The 18632-nt window shown below is 33.2% G+C and carries 12 protein-coding genes, 2 riboswitches and 1 other annotated feature; of the genes, 9 read left to right on the forward strand and 3 right to left on the reverse strand.

Annotation, left to right across the window (positions count from 1 at the left end; all coding sequences use genetic code 11):
• Positions 1-193 precede the first annotated feature (193 nt).
• The 4 genes from J2Z42_RS07715 (at position 194) to nifH (ending at position 4934) form a co-directional block, all read left to right on the forward strand.
• Positions 194-1474, forward strand: a complete 1281-nt coding sequence (locus J2Z42_RS07715; protein ID WP_209702070.1) for an O-acetylhomoserine aminocarboxypropyltransferase/cysteine synthase family protein — start codon at positions 194-196, stop codon at positions 1472-1474.
• Positions 1475-1522: 48 nt separating this feature from the next.
• Positions 1523-2716 carry a methionine adenosyltransferase gene (metK, locus tag J2Z42_RS07720; protein WP_209702071.1) on the forward strand — a complete coding sequence of 398 codons (1194 nt, stop codon included), beginning with the start codon at positions 1523-1525 and terminating at the stop codon, positions 2714-2716.
• A 94-nt stretch (positions 2717-2810) separates the two neighbouring features.
• Positions 2811-4055, forward strand: a complete 1245-nt coding sequence (gene nifB, locus J2Z42_RS07725) for a nitrogenase cofactor biosynthesis protein NifB (RefSeq protein ID WP_209702072.1) — start codon at positions 2811-2813, stop codon at positions 4053-4055.
• Positions 4056-4115: 60 nt separating this feature from the next.
• Entirely contained in the window at positions 4116-4934 is an 819-nt protein-coding gene (gene nifH / locus J2Z42_RS07730; protein WP_209702073.1) for a nitrogenase iron protein, read from the forward strand.
• Positions 4935-5013: 79 nt separating this feature from the next.
• On the opposite strand, the gene J2Z42_RS07735 is transcribed toward nifH, so the two are convergent.
• From J2Z42_RS07735 to J2Z42_RS07745, 3 genes are read right to left on the reverse strand one after another with little or no spacing between them, the layout of a single operon-like run.
• Positions 5014-5925 (reverse strand): PLP-dependent cysteine synthase family protein, encoded by a 912-nt coding sequence (locus tag J2Z42_RS07735; RefSeq protein ID WP_209702074.1) that lies wholly within the window; start codon positions 5923-5925, stop codon positions 5014-5016.
• Between the two features lie 30 nt (positions 5926-5955).
• Positions 5956-7098, reverse strand: coding sequence for a trans-sulfuration enzyme family protein (locus tag J2Z42_RS07740; protein WP_209702075.1), 1143 nt, complete (start codon positions 7096-7098; stop codon positions 5956-5958).
• A gap of 2 nt (positions 7099-7100) precedes the next feature.
• Positions 7101-7733, reverse strand: coding sequence for a class I SAM-dependent methyltransferase (locus J2Z42_RS07745; RefSeq protein ID WP_209702076.1), 633 nt, complete (start codon positions 7731-7733; stop codon positions 7101-7103).
• 81 nt (positions 7734-7814) lie between these two features.
• Positions 7815-8071 (reverse strand) — a binding site (T-box leader).
• A 268-nt stretch (positions 8072-8339) separates the two neighbouring features.
• Positions 8340-8449, forward strand: a riboswitch (SAM riboswitch).
• A gap of 158 nt (positions 8450-8607) precedes the next feature.
• Between J2Z42_RS07745 and J2Z42_RS07750 the strand changes: the two genes are divergently transcribed.
• The 5 genes from J2Z42_RS07750 to J2Z42_RS14470 all read left to right on the forward strand — a co-directional run bounded on the left by J2Z42_RS07750 (position 8608) and on the right by J2Z42_RS14470 (position 18549).
• On the forward strand, positions 8608-10128 hold the full coding sequence (locus tag J2Z42_RS07750) for a nitrogenase component 1 (protein WP_209702077.1): 1521 nt from the start codon (positions 8608-8610) through the stop codon (positions 10126-10128).
• Entirely contained in the window at positions 10128-11483 is a 1356-nt protein-coding gene (locus J2Z42_RS07755) for a nitrogenase component 1 (RefSeq protein ID WP_209702078.1), read from the forward strand. Before J2Z42_RS07750 ends, J2Z42_RS07755 begins: the two co-directional genes overlap by 1 nt.
• Positions 11484-11564: 81 nt before the next feature.
• A riboswitch (SAM riboswitch) is annotated at positions 11565-11673 on the forward strand.
• A gap of 269 nt (positions 11674-11942) precedes the next feature.
• Positions 11943-13298 carry an amino acid permease gene (locus tag J2Z42_RS07760; RefSeq protein WP_209702079.1) on the forward strand — a complete coding sequence of 452 codons (1356 nt, stop codon included), beginning with the start codon at positions 11943-11945 and terminating at the stop codon, positions 13296-13298.
• A gap of 99 nt (positions 13299-13397) precedes the next feature.
• Positions 13398-15122, forward strand: coding sequence for a cell wall-binding repeat-containing protein (locus tag J2Z42_RS07765; protein WP_209702080.1), 1725 nt, complete (start codon positions 13398-13400; stop codon positions 15120-15122).
• A 49-nt stretch (positions 15123-15171) separates the two neighbouring features.
• Complete coding sequence (locus J2Z42_RS14470; RefSeq protein ID WP_245331540.1) at positions 15172-18549, forward strand: cell wall-binding repeat-containing protein; 3378 nt, start codon at positions 15172-15174, stop codon at positions 18547-18549.
• Positions 18550-18632: the final 83 nt, after the last annotated feature.

The raw sequence follows: 18632 nt of genomic DNA on the forward strand, positions 1-18632 counted from the left end.
GGAAGTTTTTTAGTTTATAAATATTTCGGGGAAGTATCTAAACAGTAAATTTAATATAGATTGGATGTGATTATTGTGAAAAAGATATGCAAAATTTGCAGATGCATGTGCAGATAGTTAATAATTTCAATGATTTTAGCAGAAAATAAATATAAAAAAAATTAAGAAAATTAAAATAAAGGGAGAGATATAAATGAGCGAAGAGAGAAAATTATCATTTGAAACATTACAGGTACATGGAGGTCAGGTTCCTGACCCAACTACAGGAGCAAGAGCAGTTCCAATATATCAGACAACATCTTTTGTATTTAAAGATGCAGATGAAGCAGCAGATTTTTTCCAGCTTAAAAAGCCAGGAAATGTATATGCAAGAATAATGAATCCAACTACTGATGTTTTTGAAAAGAGAATAGCAGCTCTTGAAGGTGGAACAGCAGGGCTTGCAACATCATCAGGACTTGCAGCAATCTTCTATGCAATACTAAATGTGGCAAGTGCAGGAGATGAAATAGTTTCAGCAAGTACACTATATGGTGGAACTTATGAATTATTTGGAGTAACCTTAAAGAAACTAGGAATAAATGTTAAATTTGTTGATCCGGATGATCCTGAAAATATAAGAAAAGCAATTACAGACAAAACTAAGGCAGTATATGCTGAAACTCTTGGAAATCCAAAGATAAATGTTCTTGATATAGAGGCAGTAGCAAACATTGCACATGAAAACAATATACCACTTATAATAGATAATACCTTTGGAACTCCATATCTTGTAAGACCAATAGAATATGGTGCAGATGTAGTTGTACACTCGGCAACAAAATTCATAGGAGGTCATGGAACTACAATAGGAGGAGTTATAGTAGATGGTGGTAAATTCAACTGGGCAAACGGAAAATTCCCTGATTTTACAACACCAGATAAGAGCTACAATGGACTTGTATATGCAGATCTTGGAAATGTTGCATTTGCATCAAAGGCAAGAGTACAGCTTCTTAGAAATACAGGAGCAACACTAAGTCCACAGAGTGCATTTTACTTCCTTCAGGGACTTGAATCACTTTCACTTAGAGTAGAAAGACATGTTGAGAATACAAGAAAGATAGTTAAATTTTTAAGCAACCATCCAAAGGTTTCATGGATAAACTATCCTGAACTTGAAAGCAGCCCATATCATGATTTGGCTAAGAAGTACCTTCCAAAGGGAGCAGGTTCCATATTTACATTTGGAATAAAGGGAGGACTTGAAGCTGGAAAGAGATTTATAAATAATGTTAAATTATTCTCATTGCTTGCAAATGTAGCAGATGCAAAGTCACTTGTAATACATCCATCAAGCACAACTCATGCAGAGTTAAATGAGGAAGAACAGAAAGCAGCTGGAATCACTCCAGATCTAATAAGACTTTCAATTGGAATTGAAGGCGCAGACGACCTTATAGCAGACCTTGATCAGGCTCTTGCTAAAGCTTGATATTTAGAAAACTGAATATATTCTAAATTAGGTTGGGGGGTAAATGCAATGGGTAAACTGTTTACATCAGAATCAGTTACAGAAGGGCATCCAGATAAAATCTGCGATCAAATATCAGATGCTATTTTAGATGCTATTTTAAAACAAGATGAAAATGGAAGGGTAGCTTGTGAAACCATAGTAAATACAGGACTTGTGCTTGTGGTAGGAGAAATATCAACTAAAGCTTATGTAGATATACCTAAAATTGCAAGAAAAACTATTGAAAAAATAGGATATAACCATTCAAGATTTGGATTTGATGCTTCGAATTGTGCCATAATAACATCCATAGATGAGCAGTCTTCTGATATTGCACTTGGTGTAAATAAATCTTTAGAGTCTAAAGAGAATGAAAAAGACAGTATTGAAATTGGTGCAGGAGATCAGGGAATGGTATTTGGATTTGCTTCAGATGAAACACCTGAGTATCTACCTCTTCCAATAGATTTAGCACACAAACTTGCTAGGAGGCTTGCAAAAGTAAGAAAAGATTCCATAATCCCATATTTGGGACCTGATGGAAAGACACAGGTAACAGTGGAATATGAAGGCGATAAACCTGTAAGGATAGACACTGTTTTAATTTCATCACAGCATGAAGATGGTATAAGTCATGATGAAATTGAAAATGATATAATAGAAAATGTTATTAAAGAAGTTGTACCTGAAAACTTGATTGATTCAAATACAAAATATCTTGTAAATCCAACGGGAAGATTTGTAAAAGGAGGCCCTGAGGCTGACTCGGGACTTACTGGAAGAAAGATAATAGTTGACACCTATGGAGGATATGGAAGACACGGCGGTGGAGCATTTTCAGGAAAAGATCCAACTAAAGTTGATAGATCAGGGGCATATGCAGCAAGATGGATAGCTAAAAACTTAGTTGCAGGAGGGGCAGCAGATAAATTAGAAGTTCAAATAGCTTATGCAATAGGTGTAGCAAGGCCAGTATCAATAAGTGTAGAGACATTTGGCACAGGAAAAGTAAATGATGATGAAATAGTAGAAATTATAAACAAGTTATTTGATTTGAGACCGTCCGCAATTATAAAGGAACTCGATTTAAAGAAACCAATATATGAGAAAACAGCTGCTTATGGGCATTTTGGAAGAACAGATATAGATCTTCCATGGGAAAAACTTAATAGGGTAGATGAAATTAAAAATGAACTAAGCAGTATTGTCATTTGCTCTTAATAAAAATATTTAGTTGATCAGAAAACTGAAGGCTAAAGTAACTTAATAAGTTACTTTAGCCTTTTTTAGTTATTTAAAAAGGAGATAGTAGAGTATGAGTACAGAAGCAGTAGAAACTCTTGATGAAAAAACACTTAAACACCCTTGCTATAACTGTATTGCACATAAATATGCAAGAATGCATATACCGGTGGCTCCAAAATGTAATGTTAGTTGTAATTTTTGCAACAGAAAATATGATTGTGTAAATGAGACAAGACCTGGAGTAACAAGCGAAGTTTTAACTCCCGAACTTGCAAGGGACAAGTTTAAATTAGTAAAGGATAAAGTGAAAAATTTGACTGTAGTTGGTATTGCAGGACCTGGAGATCCACTGGCAAATTTTGAAGAAACTAAGAAATCAATAGAATTAATAAAAAAGGAAGCACCAGATATTACATTTTGTCTTTCGACTAATGGATTAATGTTGCCTTTTTATGCAGATGAATTAATAAAACTTGGAGTTAGTCATATAACTATAACTATAAATTCAGTAGATCCAAAAATAAGTGGACAGATTTATAAATTTGTAGATTATTTAGGAGAGAAGCTTGAGGGAGAAGAAGCAGGTAAAGTATTACTTCATAATCAAATTTCTGGTCTAAAATATATTACTAAAAAAGGAATAATATCAAAGATAAATATTGTCATGATAAAAGGTCTTAATGATAATCACATACCTGACATAGTTAAAAAAGTAAAAGAATGTGGAGCATATATGACTAATATCATGCCTCTTATACCTGTTGCTGGCAGTGTGTTTGAAAATAGACCTACTGTTGATGATTTAGAATTAAATAATATGAGGAAAAAATGTGGCCTTGATTTAAAGCAAATGTATCATTGCAAGCAGTGCAGGGCAGATGCAATAGGAACTTTAGAGAATGATATTTCAGGTAAATTTAGAAAATTTGATTTGAAAGAAATAGATGAAAATAAAATAGGAAGCAAAAAAATAAATTATAGATTTGCAGTTGCTACCAAATCAGGATTAAATATAGATGAACATTTTGGACATGCAACTCAATTATATATATATGATGTAATAAATGGTGAGCCTAAGTTTTTGGAAAAGAGGAGTGTGGATAAATACTGTATTGGAATAAATGAATGCAGTGGTCATGATGACAGGATATCAAAAATTATAAGTGCGGTAAGTGATTGTAATGCAGTGCTGGCACTAAGGGCGGGCCTTGAACCTATAAGCATACTGAATGAAAAAGGGATAAAACTATTTCAGATGTACAACAAAATAGATAAAGGTATAGAAAGGGCAATAGAATTATTGGAGAAAAATTGAGAAGTTGTTTAATAATTAAAAAATAATGATAGATTATATTTTGAATTGGGAGGAAAAGAAATGAGACAAATAGCAATTTATGGTAAAGGCGGAATAGGAAAATCTACAACTACACAAAATTTAACAGCTGGATTGGCTGAACTTGGGAAAAAAGTCATGGTAGTTGGCTGCGACCCTAAAGCTGATTCAACAAGGTTACTTTTAGGAGGTCTTGCACAGAGGACAGTTTTGGATACACTGAGAGAAGAAGGTGAGGATGTAGATTTAAATTATATAATGAAGGAAGGATTTAAAGGAATAAAATGTGTTGAGTCAGGAGGACCTGAACCTGGAGTAGGTTGTGCCGGAAGGGGAATAATAACTTCCATAAATATGCTTGAGAGACTTGGAGCATATACAGATGATCTGGATTATGTTTTCTATGATGTACTTGGCGATGTTGTGTGTGGAGGATTTGCTATGCCAATACGTGAAGGAAAGGCAAAGGAAATATATATAGTAGCTAGTGGAGAAATGATGGCACTTTATGCAGCAAACAATATATCAAAGGGAATAAAAAAATATGCAAATAAAGGAGGGGTAAGGCTAGGAGGAATAATCTGCAACAGCAGAAAAGTCGATAATGAAAAAGATTTATTAGAAGCATTTGCAAAAGAATTGGGTACGCAGCTTATATACTTTGTACCAAGAGATAATGAAGTTCAAAAAGCAGAAATCAACAAGCAGACAGTAATACAATTTGATCCTGATGCAAACCAGGCAAACGAATATAGATCACTTGCAAAGGCAATAGAGGAAAATGACAATTTTGTAATTCCAAAACCTATGTCGCAAGAAAGACTTGAAGAAATATTTTTGCAACATGGACTTATAGAATAAACAGTATAAATAAAATAATATGCCAATTCTTAAAAAAATTGGCATATTATTTTATAGTAATTGTTATTCCTTTAGGATTTTAGGAATATAGATTTTTACTAAAGTACCTATCACCTCTATCAGGAAATACAGTTACTATATTACCTTCATCTATAGTATCTGCGAATTTAAGTGCTGCTGCCAAAGCTGCACCAGAAGAAGAACCAACTATCAAACCTTCTCTTTTAGCTAATTCCTTTACCATTACAAAAGCTTCATCATCATTTACTTTTATAACTTTATCTACTAAATTCATATCCATGGTATCAGGTACAAAATCATTACCTATACCTTCAATAGCATATGCTTTTTCAGTGCCACCGCCTAAAGTAGAACCTTGTGGATCTGCAAGTATTGCTTTTATATTTTTATTCTGCTCTTTGAAATATCTGGCTATACCTGTAAATGTACCACCACTCCCGGCTCCAGCTACAAAATAATCTATTTTACCATTTAATTGATTGTATATCTCAGGTGCAGTAGTAAGATAATGAGCCTCTGGATTGTCTTTATTTTGAAATTGTCCTAGTGATATGGAATTAGGTATTTTCTTTAGCAATTCTTGAGACTTTTCTATAGCACCACGCATACCTTTTTCCTCTGGAGTATGAATAATTTCTGCACCTAAAGCTTTCATAAGAACCTGCTTTTCTATAGAAAATTTTTCAGGAACTGCAAATATTACTTTATATCCTTTATTTAATGCACCTAGAGCAATCCCAAGTCCAGTATTACCTGCAGTAGCTTCAACTATAGTATACCCACTTTTTAATTTACCTGCTTTTTCAGCTTGATTTATCATATAAGCTCCAATTCTATCTTTCACACTTCCACCTGGATTAAAGTTTTCAAGTTTTGCAAATATATTAACCCCATTTTTTAGTTTAAATCTGTTTATTTTTAATATAGGTGTATTTCCTATCATTTCTTTTATATCATTAAAAACTTTCATATTAGAACCCTCCATTAAATATTGTTGAATTTATTTTGCTAGTTCGGCAGCTGATTTTAAATCCTTTATTAAATCTTCTTTATTTTCAATTCCAACAGAAAGTCTGGCCAAATTGTCTACTATTCCAACTTTTTGTCTTATTTCGTATGGTATAGCTGCATGAGTCATGGTGGCTGGATGGCACATTAGTGATTCTACCCCTCCAAGGCTTTCTCCAAAAGTTATAAGCTTTAAGTTCTTGAAAAATTTATTTATATCTATAGTATCTTTTAATACAAAGGAAATTACAGCACCATATCCTGTAGCTTGTTTTTCCTGAATTTCATGTCCGACATGATTTTTAAGTCCAGGATAATAAACTTTTTCTACCAAAGGACTTTTATCTAAAAATTCTGATATATATTTAGCATTCTCCTGATGTCTATCCATTCTTACAGATAAAGTTTTTATTCCTCTTATTAAAAGCCAACTATCAAAAGGATTTAATATTCCGCCTGTAGAATTTTGAATAAAGTGAAGCCTATCAGATAGATCCTTGTTATTTACAACTACAAGACCTGCAACTAAATCACTGTGACCGCCTAAATATTTAGTGGCACTATGAAGTACTATATCTGCTCCAAGTTCAAGTGGCCTTTGAAGATAAGGAGTCATAAAAGTATTATCAACAATTGTTAAAAGTTTTTTGGACTTAGCCAGTTCTGATATTTTTTTAATGTCGGTTATAGTCATAAGCGGATTAGTTGGCGTTTCTATATATATGGCTTTTACATCATCTGTAATACTATTTTTTAAACTTTCTATATTGCTTGTATCCACTAGTTCAAAGTTTAAATCAAAATTTTGAAATACTTTAGCGAGTACTCTATACGTTCCTCCATAGACATTGTCAGATAGAATTATCTTATCTCCGGTTTTAAATAAAGTAAGAACTGCTGTTATAGCAGCCATACCTGATGCAAAAGCAAGTCCACTGTAACCATGTTCAAGATCTGATATTAGTTTTTCAAGTGCTTCCCTGGTTGGATTACCGGTTCTTGAATACTCATAACCGTTGTTTTCTCCTAGTCCATTTTGTCTATAGGTGGAAGTTTGGTATATAGGTACGCTAACTGCTCCAGTTTGTTTGTCTCCATCTATTCCTCCGTGTATTAATAATGATTCAATGTTCATGTTTATTTCTCCTTTCGTATGCCTCTCGCCATAAATATTCCTGTTTCTGTATATTCTCCTTTACTTGAATATCCTTTGCATTTTAATTCAGTACTTTCAACTTTAACATCTGTAAATCCAGCTTCTTTCGCCCATTCATTTATTTGCTCATGAGAAAATCCAAGCCATTTATCGTGCATTTCAACTTTTGCCCATTCTCCATTATGCTTTTCTACATCACATATAACAAAAGTTCCATTATTTTTAAGAATTCTATAAATTTCTTTAAAAGCACCTTTGGCGTCCTCTACATGATGAAGTGCCATATTTATAAAAACAGCATCTATGGATTCATCAAAAAGTGGAAGATCTGATATAGAGCCTTTTATTGGATATATATTTTTAATATTTCTATTTGATGCCTCATTGTGAAGTTGTCTGAGCATGTTTTTTGAGTTATCAATAGAAAATACGAGTTTTGCTTCCAATGATAGTGCTAGTGAGATAAAACCTGTACCACAGCCAAGGTCTGCACAAATTTTATCTTTTGTATCAAATTGTGAAAGTGCTATATATTTTAATTTATCCTCGAAATATTCTTCTCTTATAACATTCCATTTGTCTGCAATAGAATCAAAATAACTCGTAGAATTCATAACTTTTTCCTCCTATTAAATTAAATAAATTTATACTTTTGAGTTCCGGATGCTCAAAAATAAAAATACCTTCTGCCTCAATTCAGAGGCAGAAGGTTAATTCCGCGGTTCCACTCTGTTTATTCTGTATTAAAAATAATAATATAAATACAGAACAACTCTTTTTTGGTACAATCATACCTCAATGCTTTAACGGGCATACCCGCTGAAGTCTACTAAACTTCAATTCAGAGCTCAAAGATGCACTTCAATTGTTTTTGACTAAAATATCCTTTCATCCAAGGGATATTCTCTCTTATAGACAACATACAATTTACTCTTCTTATCATTGCAATTTATAGCTATTAATATAATTTAAATTTTAATTTATAATACTACATAAATAAAATTTAATCAAGTGTAAATAAAAAATCTTTATTTTTTAATAAGATATTATAGCTTAATTTATAATATACATGTATACATAAATTGTTGAATGATTAAATTTATATATAAGTCAAGTTTAGAATTTATATTGACAAGTGACTCAAAAGGTTATAATATAAATACAATTTATGTTATATATATGCAGTTTTATCTGTATTGTTAAAAAATTAAATACGAAACTTCTTATCAAGAGAGGCAGAGGGAGACTGGCCCTATGATGCCCGGCAACCTGAATATATTTCTATATTCAACGGTGCTAATTCCAGCAGGTAAAATCTGAAAGATGAGAAACCTTGAGAATATAACTTCTTGCAGTTTCTCTGTAGGAAGTTTTTTATTGGTTGACTGGAAAAACTAGAGATCAATTTTATATGTCACAAATATGTGGCTTTATATAGAATTGGTCTCTTTTTATTATTTTTTAATCTTAGAGGAGGTTTTATAGTTTATGAAATTTAATTTAAATACTTCTGTAGTAAAAACTCGTGAACAGCGTCTTGGAACTATAATTGGATGGAAAACAGGAAAAGCTTCAGAACTTTCAAGAGACTCTGCATTTACTTGTGCAGGATGTAAGGGTAATGGTGGAAAAAGACTTTGTGAAGCTACAGGACCATTTACACAAGGCTCTACTTGTAGTGAGCAGATGGTAGAGTGTCAAGCTGGTAATGTAAGAGATGCAGTTTTAATACAGCATGCACCAATAGGATGTGCTGCTGGACAGGTTGCATATAATTCTATATATCGTAATGGACTTGCTATGAGAAATTTGCCTGTAGAGAATATAAAGATAATTAATACTAATATAAAAGAAACTGATATGGTATTTGGTGCACTTGATAAATTAGAACAATCTGTAAGGGATGCTTGGAATAGACATCATCCTAAAGCAATTTTTATTGGAACTTCATGTGCTACTGGAATTATTGGAGAAGATATAGATAGCGTAGCAATCAAGATGCAGGATGAGTTAAAGATACCAGTTATTCCAATGCCATGTGAAGGATTTATGTCAAAACACTGGAGTACAGGCTTTGACGCTACACAACATGGAATTCTAAGACAAATAGTTAAGAAAAATCCTAAAAAGCAGGAAGATTTAATTAATGTAATTAATCTCTGGGGCAGTGATGTTTTTACACCAATACTTGCTGAGCTTGGGCTTAGGGTAAATTATGTTATTGATCTGGCAAAAGTAGAGGATTTAGAGAAGCTATCAGAGGCAGCTGCTACTGTTACATTTTGTCATACACTGTCATCTTATATGGCTGCAGTTTTAGAAGAAGAATTTGGTGTTCCGGAGGTTAAATCTCCACAACCTTATGGGATTGCTGGAACAGATGCATGGATAAGAGAGCTTGCAAGAATAACTCATAGAGAAGAAAAAGCAGAAGCTTATATAGAAAGAGAGCATAAGAGGATAGCTCCAAGATTAGAAGAACTTAGAAAACTTTTAAAGGGTAAAAAAGGATATGCAGCTACAGGTTCAGCATATTCTCATGGTCTTATTGCAGTTCTTAAAGAACTTGGAGTTCAGGTCGATGGCTCATTAGTATTTCATCATGATCCTGTATACGATAATAATGATCCCAGTAAGGATTCTTTAAAGTTTTTAGTTGATAATTATGATGATGTTCCTAATTTTAGTGTAAGTAATAAACAGCAGTATCAATTTTATGGACTGCTCAAAAATGTAAAGCCAGATTTTATACTTATTAGACATAATGGACTTGCACCACTTGCTTCACGAATGGGAATTCCAGCAGCGCCACTTGGTGATGAACATCATGCTGTAGGGTATCAGGGAATATTGAATTTAGGAGAGACTATACTTGAAATACTTGCCCATAAAAAATTTCATAAGGATTTGTCTGAACATGTTAAATTGCCTTATACAAAATGGTGGCTTGATCAGAAAGATCCATATATACTTGAAAAACAAAAATATATAGAACAGGAGCGAGTATAATGCCTAACATAAAAACAAATACGAAAAAATCAAATTCAATTGAACAGGTAAGATATGGTTGCGCTATTGGAGCAATGCATAGTGCTTTTGCAATTCCAAGGGTAATTCCGATTACTCACTGTGGTCCTGGTTGTGCTGATAAACAAACTTCAAATATAGATTTTTATAATGGATTTCAAGGTGGTGGTTATGGAGGAGCTTCTGTTGTGCCTAGTACCAATATACATGAAAAGGAAGTAGTATTTGGCGGTGAGAGTAGATTAAGAGAGTTAATTGAGTCTTCTTTTAAAGTTCTGGATGCAGATTTATTTGTTGTTATGACAGGATGTATTCCAGATACAGTAGGAGATGATGTTGGAGCTGTAGTAAGTGAATTTCAAGATGAGGGACGTCCTATTGTATATGCAGAAACAGGAGGATTTAAAGGAAATAATTTTATAGGACATGAGCTTGTAACGGAGGCAATTATAGACCAGTATGTAGGTGATTATGATGGATCTAAAGAAAAGGGACTTGTAAATGTATGGTCACTTCTTCCATATCATAATACTTTCTGGAGAGGAGATCTTACGGAAATCAAAAGAATTTTAGAGGGGATAGGGCTTAAGGTTAACATATTATTTGGACATGAAAGTGCTGGAGTTTCGGAATGGAAAAATATTAAAAAGGCACAGTTTAATTTGGTACTATCTCCATGGCTTGGACTTAAAACTGCAGAACATTTAAAGAATAAATATGGACAACCATATTTACATATTCCTACAATTCCAATAGGGGCAAAAGAAACCAGCAAATTTTTGAGAAAAGTAGTGGATTTTGCAGGTATAGATAAAAATAAGTCAGAAGAATTTATCAAGCATGAAGAAAAAAAGTATTATGAGTACTTGGAGGATTTTTCCGATTTTTATGCTGAATATTGGTGGGGGCTTCCAGCCAAATTTGCTATTATAGGTGATAGTGCCTATAATTTAGCGCTAACAAAATTTTTAGTAAATCAACTTGGACTTATACCAGCTAAAGCTATTGTTACAGAAAATCCGCCAGAAAAATATAGAGATAGTATTCGCAAAGAATATAAGCATATAGCAGAGGATGTTTCTTTAGATGTAGAATTTGAAGAAGACAGCTACATTATTCATGAGAAAATAAGAAAAACTGATTTTGGGCATAAACCGCCTATTATATTTGGTACTACATGGGAAAGAGATTTGGCTAAAGAGCTTAAGGGAGCTATAGTTGAAATAGGTTTCCCTGCATCTTATGAGGTGGTTATATCAAAATCTTATGTTGGATATAGGGGAGCGCTAACTTTACTTGAAAAGGTATATACTACTATAGTTAGTGCAAGTGCATAAAAATTTTGAAAATAAAAAAGTTTAATAATGTTGACAAATGGTTAATAGTATTATATAATCATATATAATTTAATAAAAAACTTCTTATCAAGAGAGGCAGAGGGACTGGCCCTATGATGCCCGGCAACCTGAATATATTGTATATTCAACGGTGCTAATTCCAGCAGGTAAAAAACCTGAAAGATGAGAAACCTTAAGAATATAACTTCTTGCAGTTTCTCTGTAGGAAGTTTTTTTATTGGTTGACTAGAAAAACTAGAGATCAATTTTGCTTGATGCAGTGAAATTCTGTAGTTATGCAAATTTGATCTTTCATTTTTTTAACAATCTAATTAAATTAGTTCTCCTTTAAATTAAATAAGGCATATTGATATAAACATGGAAAACATGTATTTTCAATATGCCACATAATATTTTGAAGTATATGAATTTTTAATAATTATAGATTGGGATGTTAACATGAAAAAAAATCTGGAGGAATACGAATTAAAAAGAAACTTAAAAAATCGTCATATTCAAATGATTGCTATTGGAGGAGCTATAGGAGTAGGACTATTTTATGGTTCAGCAAATGCTATCAGTATAGGCGGACCATCTATTATTTTGGCATATTTGATTGGAGGATTATTTGTTTTCATGATTATGAGAGCTTTAGGTGAACTGGCTGTAGATGATCCAAATTCAGGTTCATTCAGTGCGTATGCAACTAAATATTTAGGAAATTTTGCTGGATTTTTTTCAGGATGGACTTATTGGTTTCAGTGTACTACAACTGTAATGGCAGAGCTTACGGCAGTTGGCGTATATGTTCAATTCTGGATGCCAGGTTTTCCAAAGTGGATTTCTGCTCTAATATTTTTATCAGCATTAATTGTGATTAACTTAATTGGAGTTGGAGCCTATGGTGAATTTGAATTCTGGTTTGCATTTATCAAAGTTGCGGCTATTATATGTATGATTATTTTTGGACTTTTAATTATAATATTTGGTTTTGGCAATGGAGGACATGCTATTGGTTTCTCAAATTTGTGGAAAAATGGAGGATTTTTTGCCAATGGAATTAGAGGATTTTTATTATCATTTATTTTTGTTACTTTTGCATTTGGCGGAGTAGAACTTATTGGTATAACTGCTGGTGAGGCAGAAGAACCTAAAAAATCCATACCTAAGGCAATAAATAATGTATTTTGGCGTATACTTATTTTTTATGTCGGTTCTATAGGTGTCATGCTTAGCCTTTATTCGTGGAATAAAATTGGACTTAAAGGGAGTCCTTTTGTGCTAGTTTTTGATAAAGTTGGAATTCCCGCAGCGGCATCCATTATTAATTTTGTAGTTTTAACGGCTGCTTTGTCAGGTATGAACAGTGCACTGTATGTGGATGGAAGAATGCTTTATAGTCTGGCTTTAAATAATAATGCTCCAAAAATGTTCAGCAAAGTCAGCAAATCTGGAATACCATATGTAGGAATTCTGTTTAGTACATTTATAGCAATGATTGCAGTAATTTTAAACTATTTTCTCCCAGCTAAAGTTTTTGACTATGTGTCATCAGTAACAGTTATAGCCATTATAACTGCATGGATAACTATACTTTTAGTGCAATTGAAGTTTAGAAAATATAAAAATTCTCTAGGCGAAAAAGTCGATTTTAAGATGCCATTTTATCCGTTTTTTTCATATATTGCTATTATATATTTACTGTTGATTGTTATTTCATTGTCATTTTTGCCTAGTACAAGAATATCCTTATATGTTGTACCTGTATGGATAATAGCTCTTTTAATTATGTATAAGTTGTTTCTCAAAAAATAGAAAAAATGATTTTATAGCTAACTAGAAAACTAGAGGCTGAGATTTTCTTTTTCAAGAAGATCTTGGCCCTTTTTAATAAAAATAATAGGGGGAAAAATAATGAATAAAAATAAGTTATTAACTTTAATTTTAACAGCAACTTTAGCAACCTCAGGTATTGCGTCAACTTCTGAAGTATCTGTCGTAAGAGCTGCGTCAACTCAGGTGACATCTGCAAAACAAGCAATAAGAATAAGCGGACAGGACAGGTATGAAACAGCAGCTAAAGTAGCTGCATCTAACTGGAGTACTTCAGATAATGTAGTATTAGTATCCGGCGAGGGTTATGCAGATGCCATAAGTGCTTCAGTACTTGCTAAAAAGCTAGATGCACCTGTACTTTTAACTAATTCAAAGACATTAAATTCTTATGCAAAAGCTGCACTTTCGACATTAAAAGCCAAGAATGTATATGTTATAGGAGGTGAAGCTTCTATTTCAAAAGATGTCAGAGATGCTCTTAAAAGTACATATTCAATTACTGAACTTGGAGGTGCAAACAGGTATGAAACAAATGCAGCTGTGGCAGGTAAACTTGTAGACCTTGGAGTAGACGCAACTAATGCAATATTAGTTGGAGGACAGGGATTTTCAGACGCATTAACTGCAGCATCCATCGCCTCATCAAAGGGAGAAATACTATTACTTGGAAGTAATGATTTAAGTAGTATAAAGTCAATTGAGAATTTTGTGAATAGTCATAAATCAAAGGTTACAGTAATAGGTACGGATTTAGTAATTAATGATAATACTTATAAGGCTGTTAATGGAGCTAATAGAGTAGCTGGAGGTAAAGACAGATTTGACACAAATCTTAAAGTACTGGAATCATTTAAAAGTGATATAAAAGGAAATAAAGTTTATGTAGCAAATGCTAGTGGAAATGACTATGCAGATGCACTAGTTGCGTCTGCTTTGGCAGGAAAAAATAATTCACCATTAATATTAGTGGACAGAGAAGGTTCCGATGCCACAACAAATGCTATTAATTATTTAAAATCCAGTTTAACATCTTCATCGGATATTGAAGTTTTAGGAGGAACGGGAGTTGTTCCAGAGGTTATTATTACAAAGATAAATAATTCTATTCCATCTAATAATAATCCAGAGCCTCAAGCACAACTGAATAGTATAAAAATAACATCACCAGCAACTAAGCTCGATTATACGGTAGGAGATAAGCTTGATATAACAGGCTTAAAAGTGACAGGAACTTATAGTGATAATACTACAAAGTATGAATTAATTACAGAAGCAAATATATCAGGTTTTGATAGCTCAAAAGCAGTAGATGAACAAGCACTTACAATTACTGTAGATGGCAAAACGACAACATATACAATAACTGTGAAAGATTCAGCAAGCCAACAACCACAGCCAGTACAAACGGAACAGACTTTTACAGGATATATTACAACTGAAGATGATGTTGCAGCTTCACTTGGTGAAGATACTGCATATATGATATATATGAAACTTATGGCACAATCTGGTTTGGGGATAACATTTCAAAAGGATGGAAAATGGGTTTTCTATTATTTTGATGGGAATATCGCTACAAATAATAAAAGTGGAGCAGATGGAAAATGGACTTTTGATGGTACAGGATCTCAGTTAAATGCATGGAATTTAGTTAAGGCACAAGTTGAAAATGGAAATCCTCAAGGTCCGGTTCCAGTGACTGTAACAGGAACTTTAACTGAAAATATACAAACTAATCCTGGACCTGATGCTGATGGTCAAAAGTATCAAGTAATAGCCGTAAAATCCATAACAGCAAATTAAAATATATCTGATAATTAATATACAAATGTAAAGTATAGGAGGAAAGACTATGAAGAGAAATAAGTTATTAACTCTAATTTTAACAGTAACTTTGACAACTTCTGGTATTGCATCAACTATAGGATTACCTGTTGTTAGAGCTGCAACTGCTCAGACAACAAGTGAAAAACAGGCAACCAGAATAAGTGGACAGGACAGATATGAAACAGCAGCTAAAGTAGCTACATCTAACTGGAGTACTTCAGATAATGTAGTACTAGTATCCGGTGAGGGTTATGCAGATGCCATAAGTGCTTCAGTATTGGCTAAAAAACTAGATGCACCAATACTTCTAACTAATTCAAAAACATTAGATCCTTATGCAAAATCTGCACTTTCAACACTAAAAGCTAAGAATATATATGTCATAGGAGGTGAAGCTTCTATTTCAAAAGATGTTAGAGATTCTCTTAAAAGTTCATATTCAATTACTGAACTTGGAGGTGCAAACAGGTATGAAACAAATGCAGCTGTGGCAGGTAAACTTGTAGACCTTGGAGTAGACGCAACTAATGCAATATTAGTTGGAGGACAGGGATTTTCAGACGCATTAACTGCAGCATCCATCGCCTCATCAAAGGGAGAAATACTATTACTTGGAAGTAATGATTTAAGTAGTATAAAGTCAATTGAGAATTTTGTGAATAGTCATAAATCAAAGGTTACAGTAATAGGTACGGATTTAGTAATTAATGATAATACTTATAAGGCTGTTAATGGAGCTAATAGAGTAGCTGGAGGTAAAGACAGATTTGACACAAATCTTAAAGTACTGGAATCATTTAAAAGTGATATAAAAGGAAATAAAGTTTATGTAGCAAATGCTAGTGGAAATGACTATGCAGATGCACTAGTTGCGTCTGCTTTGGCAGGGAAGAATAATTCACCATTAGTATTGGTGGACAGCGAAAATTCTGATGCTACAGTAAATGCTATTAATTATTTAAAATCCAATTTAACAACTTCATCGGATATTGAAGTTTTAGGCGGCTCAGGTGTAGTTCCGGAAAGTATTATTAGCAAAATAAATAGCTCTATTCAGTCTAGTAATACTTCAACTGGTAGTTCAGGAGGTTCAAGCAGTTCAGGTGGAAGCTCAGGAAATTCACAAAGTTCAAGTAATGCAGATTTAAATGATGGTAATACACATACTGGAAATTATATAATTTCTAATTTAGGTACAACTACATTTGGTTCAGCCGATCAAAATAAACCTACAGCAATAAATGGAAATATAAGTATAAACTATAATGCTAAAGCAACTGACTCTATAACATTGCAGAATTTAAATATTAATGGAACACTTTCAGTTGATTTTGGAGTGGGCACTGTGACATTAAATAATGTAAAAGTAAATGGTGTAAATATTACAAATGTTGGATCAAATTCATTCGATGCTTCAGGGACGACATCTATAGATTCTCTTACAATAAATGATACTAATAATGTACCTCATATAGTTGTAGAAGGAAATGCAAGTATAAACAATACTGTTACCAGCTCAAATGCTGTTCTTACAGGAACTTTTACTAACTTGACAGTCTCAAATCCAGGAATAAGTGTGGATTTACAATCAGCTAAAACAGCAACTTTAGTAATTGATAAGTTGGCAAAAGATGCAAAGATAGCTACATCAGATAATACATCAATAACTTATTTAAATATTAATGCACCTGTAAATATAACAGGAAATGGTATAATCGAAAATGCGAATTTAGGAGTCAGTGGCAGTACTATAGATTCAACTCCAAAAAATGTATCTGTATTAAAAGGAGTCACAGCTACAGTAGGAGGAAAGACGGCAGATGATAGCAATTCTATAGTAATTTCATCGTTACCTACTGTACAAACATTTACTGGATATATTACAACTGAAGATGATTTTGTAAACCCAAGTATAGGAGGAATAGATCCTAGTACAGATACAAAACCTATGATACTTATGAAAGTTATGGCAGAGGCAGGACTAGGTATAACAGTAAAACAAAGTGATGGAACTTGGAAATTCTGTTATTTTGATGGTGGTATTTCTACAGGTAATAGTACTGATTCAAATGGTAAATGGAAATTTGATGGAACTGGTTCACAACTTAATGCATGGAATCTGGTTCAAAATACTACTAAGTATAATCATATTGCTATTACTGTAACAGGAATATTGGATGGAACTACAGAAACTAATCCTGGTCCAGATGCTGATGGTAAAGTTTATCCAGTAATAAAAGTAGCCTCTTTATCAGAAAATACTACAGCATTAAATAGCATAGCAATAACAAAGCCTGCAACTAAACTTACTTATTCGGTAGGAGATGCATTAGACTTTACAGGTTTACAAGTAACAGGAAATTATGCGGATGGCAGTACAGTATTGCAAAATATTACAGCAGCAAATGTAACTGGTTTTGATAGTTCAAAACCAGCAACTGGACAAGTGCTAACAATAACAGCAGGAGGAAAAACTACAACCTATACAATAGATGTAAAGCCAGCACCTAGCAGTATAGCAATAACATCACCAGCAACTAAATTAACTTACACAGTAGGGGATAAATTAGATCTTACTGGTTTACAAGTTACAGCAACATATATTGATGGCAGTACAGCTGTGTTACCAATTACAACAGCAAATGTAACTGGATTTACTCGTTGGACACCAGCAACTGGAGAGGTGTTAACAATAACAGCTGGAGGAACAACAACAACTTATAAAATAAATATACAAGACCCAAAATTTGAAGTTCAGCTAAGCAGTATAGCAATAAGTTCACCAGCAACTAAGCTAAACTATACGGTAGGAGATAAACTTGATATAACAGGTTTAAAGGTAACAGGAACTTATAGTGATGGTACAACAAAAGATGAGGCAATCACATCAGCAAATGTAACAGGATTTGACAGTTCAAAGGCAGTAGATGGACAAATATTAACAGTTACAGTTGGAGGAAAAACAGTTACATATCCGATTACAATAAAAGCAGCTGAACCGCAAGAACAGACTTTTACGGGATATATTACAACTGAAGACGATGTTGCAGCTGACCTTGGTGAAGATACCGCATATATGATATATATGAAACTTATGGCACAATCTGGTTTGGGAATAACATTTCAGAAGGATGGAAAGTGGGTTTTCTACTATTTTGATGGAAATATTGCTACAAATAATAAAAGTGGAGCAGATGGAAAATGGACTTTTGATGGTACAGGATCTCAGTTAAATGCATGGAATTTAGTTAAGGCACAAGTTGAAGCTGGGAATCCTCAAAGTCCTGTTCCAGTTACTGTAACAGGAACATTAAAAGGAAATACACAGACTAATCCAGGGCCAGATGCTGATGATATAGATTATCCAGTAATAACAGTAAACTCGATAACAGTAAATAAATAAAAAATGGCATAAAAGTTTCAGTGAAATAGAATTTTCACTGAGACTTTTATGAAAAATAATGCAATTTTAAAATATAACAGGAG

This window comes from Clostridium algifaecis (assembly GCF_017874415.1).
Classification (GTDB): Bacteria; Bacillota; Clostridia; order Clostridiales; family Clostridiaceae; genus Clostridium_B; species Clostridium_B algifaecis.

Bases quoted from the DNA above. Each gene is read 5' to 3' on its own strand.
- nifB (WP_209702072.1), top strand. From the start codon at position 2,811: ATGAGTACAGAAGCAGTAGAAACTCTTGATGAAAAAACACTTAAACAC.
- J2Z42_RS07740 (WP_209702075.1), bottom strand. From the start codon at position 7,098: ATGAACATTGAATCATTATTAATACACGGAGGAATAGATGGAGACAAA.
- J2Z42_RS07745 (WP_209702076.1), bottom strand. From the start codon at position 7,733: ATGAATTCTACGAGTTATTTTGATTCTATTGCAGACAAATGGAATGTT.
- J2Z42_RS07760 (WP_209702079.1), top strand. From the start codon at position 11,943: ATGAAAAAAAATCTGGAGGAATACGAATTAAAAAGAAACTTAAAAAAT.
- J2Z42_RS07750 (WP_209702077.1), top strand. From the start codon at position 8,608: ATGAAATTTAATTTAAATACTTCTGTAGTAAAAACTCGTGAACAGCGT.
- nifH (WP_209702073.1), top strand. From the start codon at position 4,116: ATGAGACAAATAGCAATTTATGGTAAAGGCGGAATAGGAAAATCTACA.
- J2Z42_RS14470 (WP_245331540.1), top strand. From the start codon at position 15,172: ATGAAGAGAAATAAGTTATTAACTCTAATTTTAACAGTAACTTTGACA.
- J2Z42_RS07715 (WP_209702070.1), top strand. From the start codon at position 194: ATGAGCGAAGAGAGAAAATTATCATTTGAAACATTACAGGTACATGGA.
- J2Z42_RS07765 (WP_209702080.1), top strand. From the start codon at position 13,398: ATGAATAAAAATAAGTTATTAACTTTAATTTTAACAGCAACTTTAGCA.
- J2Z42_RS07755 (WP_209702078.1), top strand. From the start codon at position 10,128: ATGCCTAACATAAAAACAAATACGAAAAAATCAAATTCAATTGAACAG.
- metK (WP_209702071.1), top strand. From the start codon at position 1,523: ATGGGTAAACTGTTTACATCAGAATCAGTTACAGAAGGGCATCCAGAT.
- J2Z42_RS07735 (WP_209702074.1), bottom strand. From the start codon at position 5,925: ATGAAAGTTTTTAATGATATAAAAGAAATGATAGGAAATACACCTATA.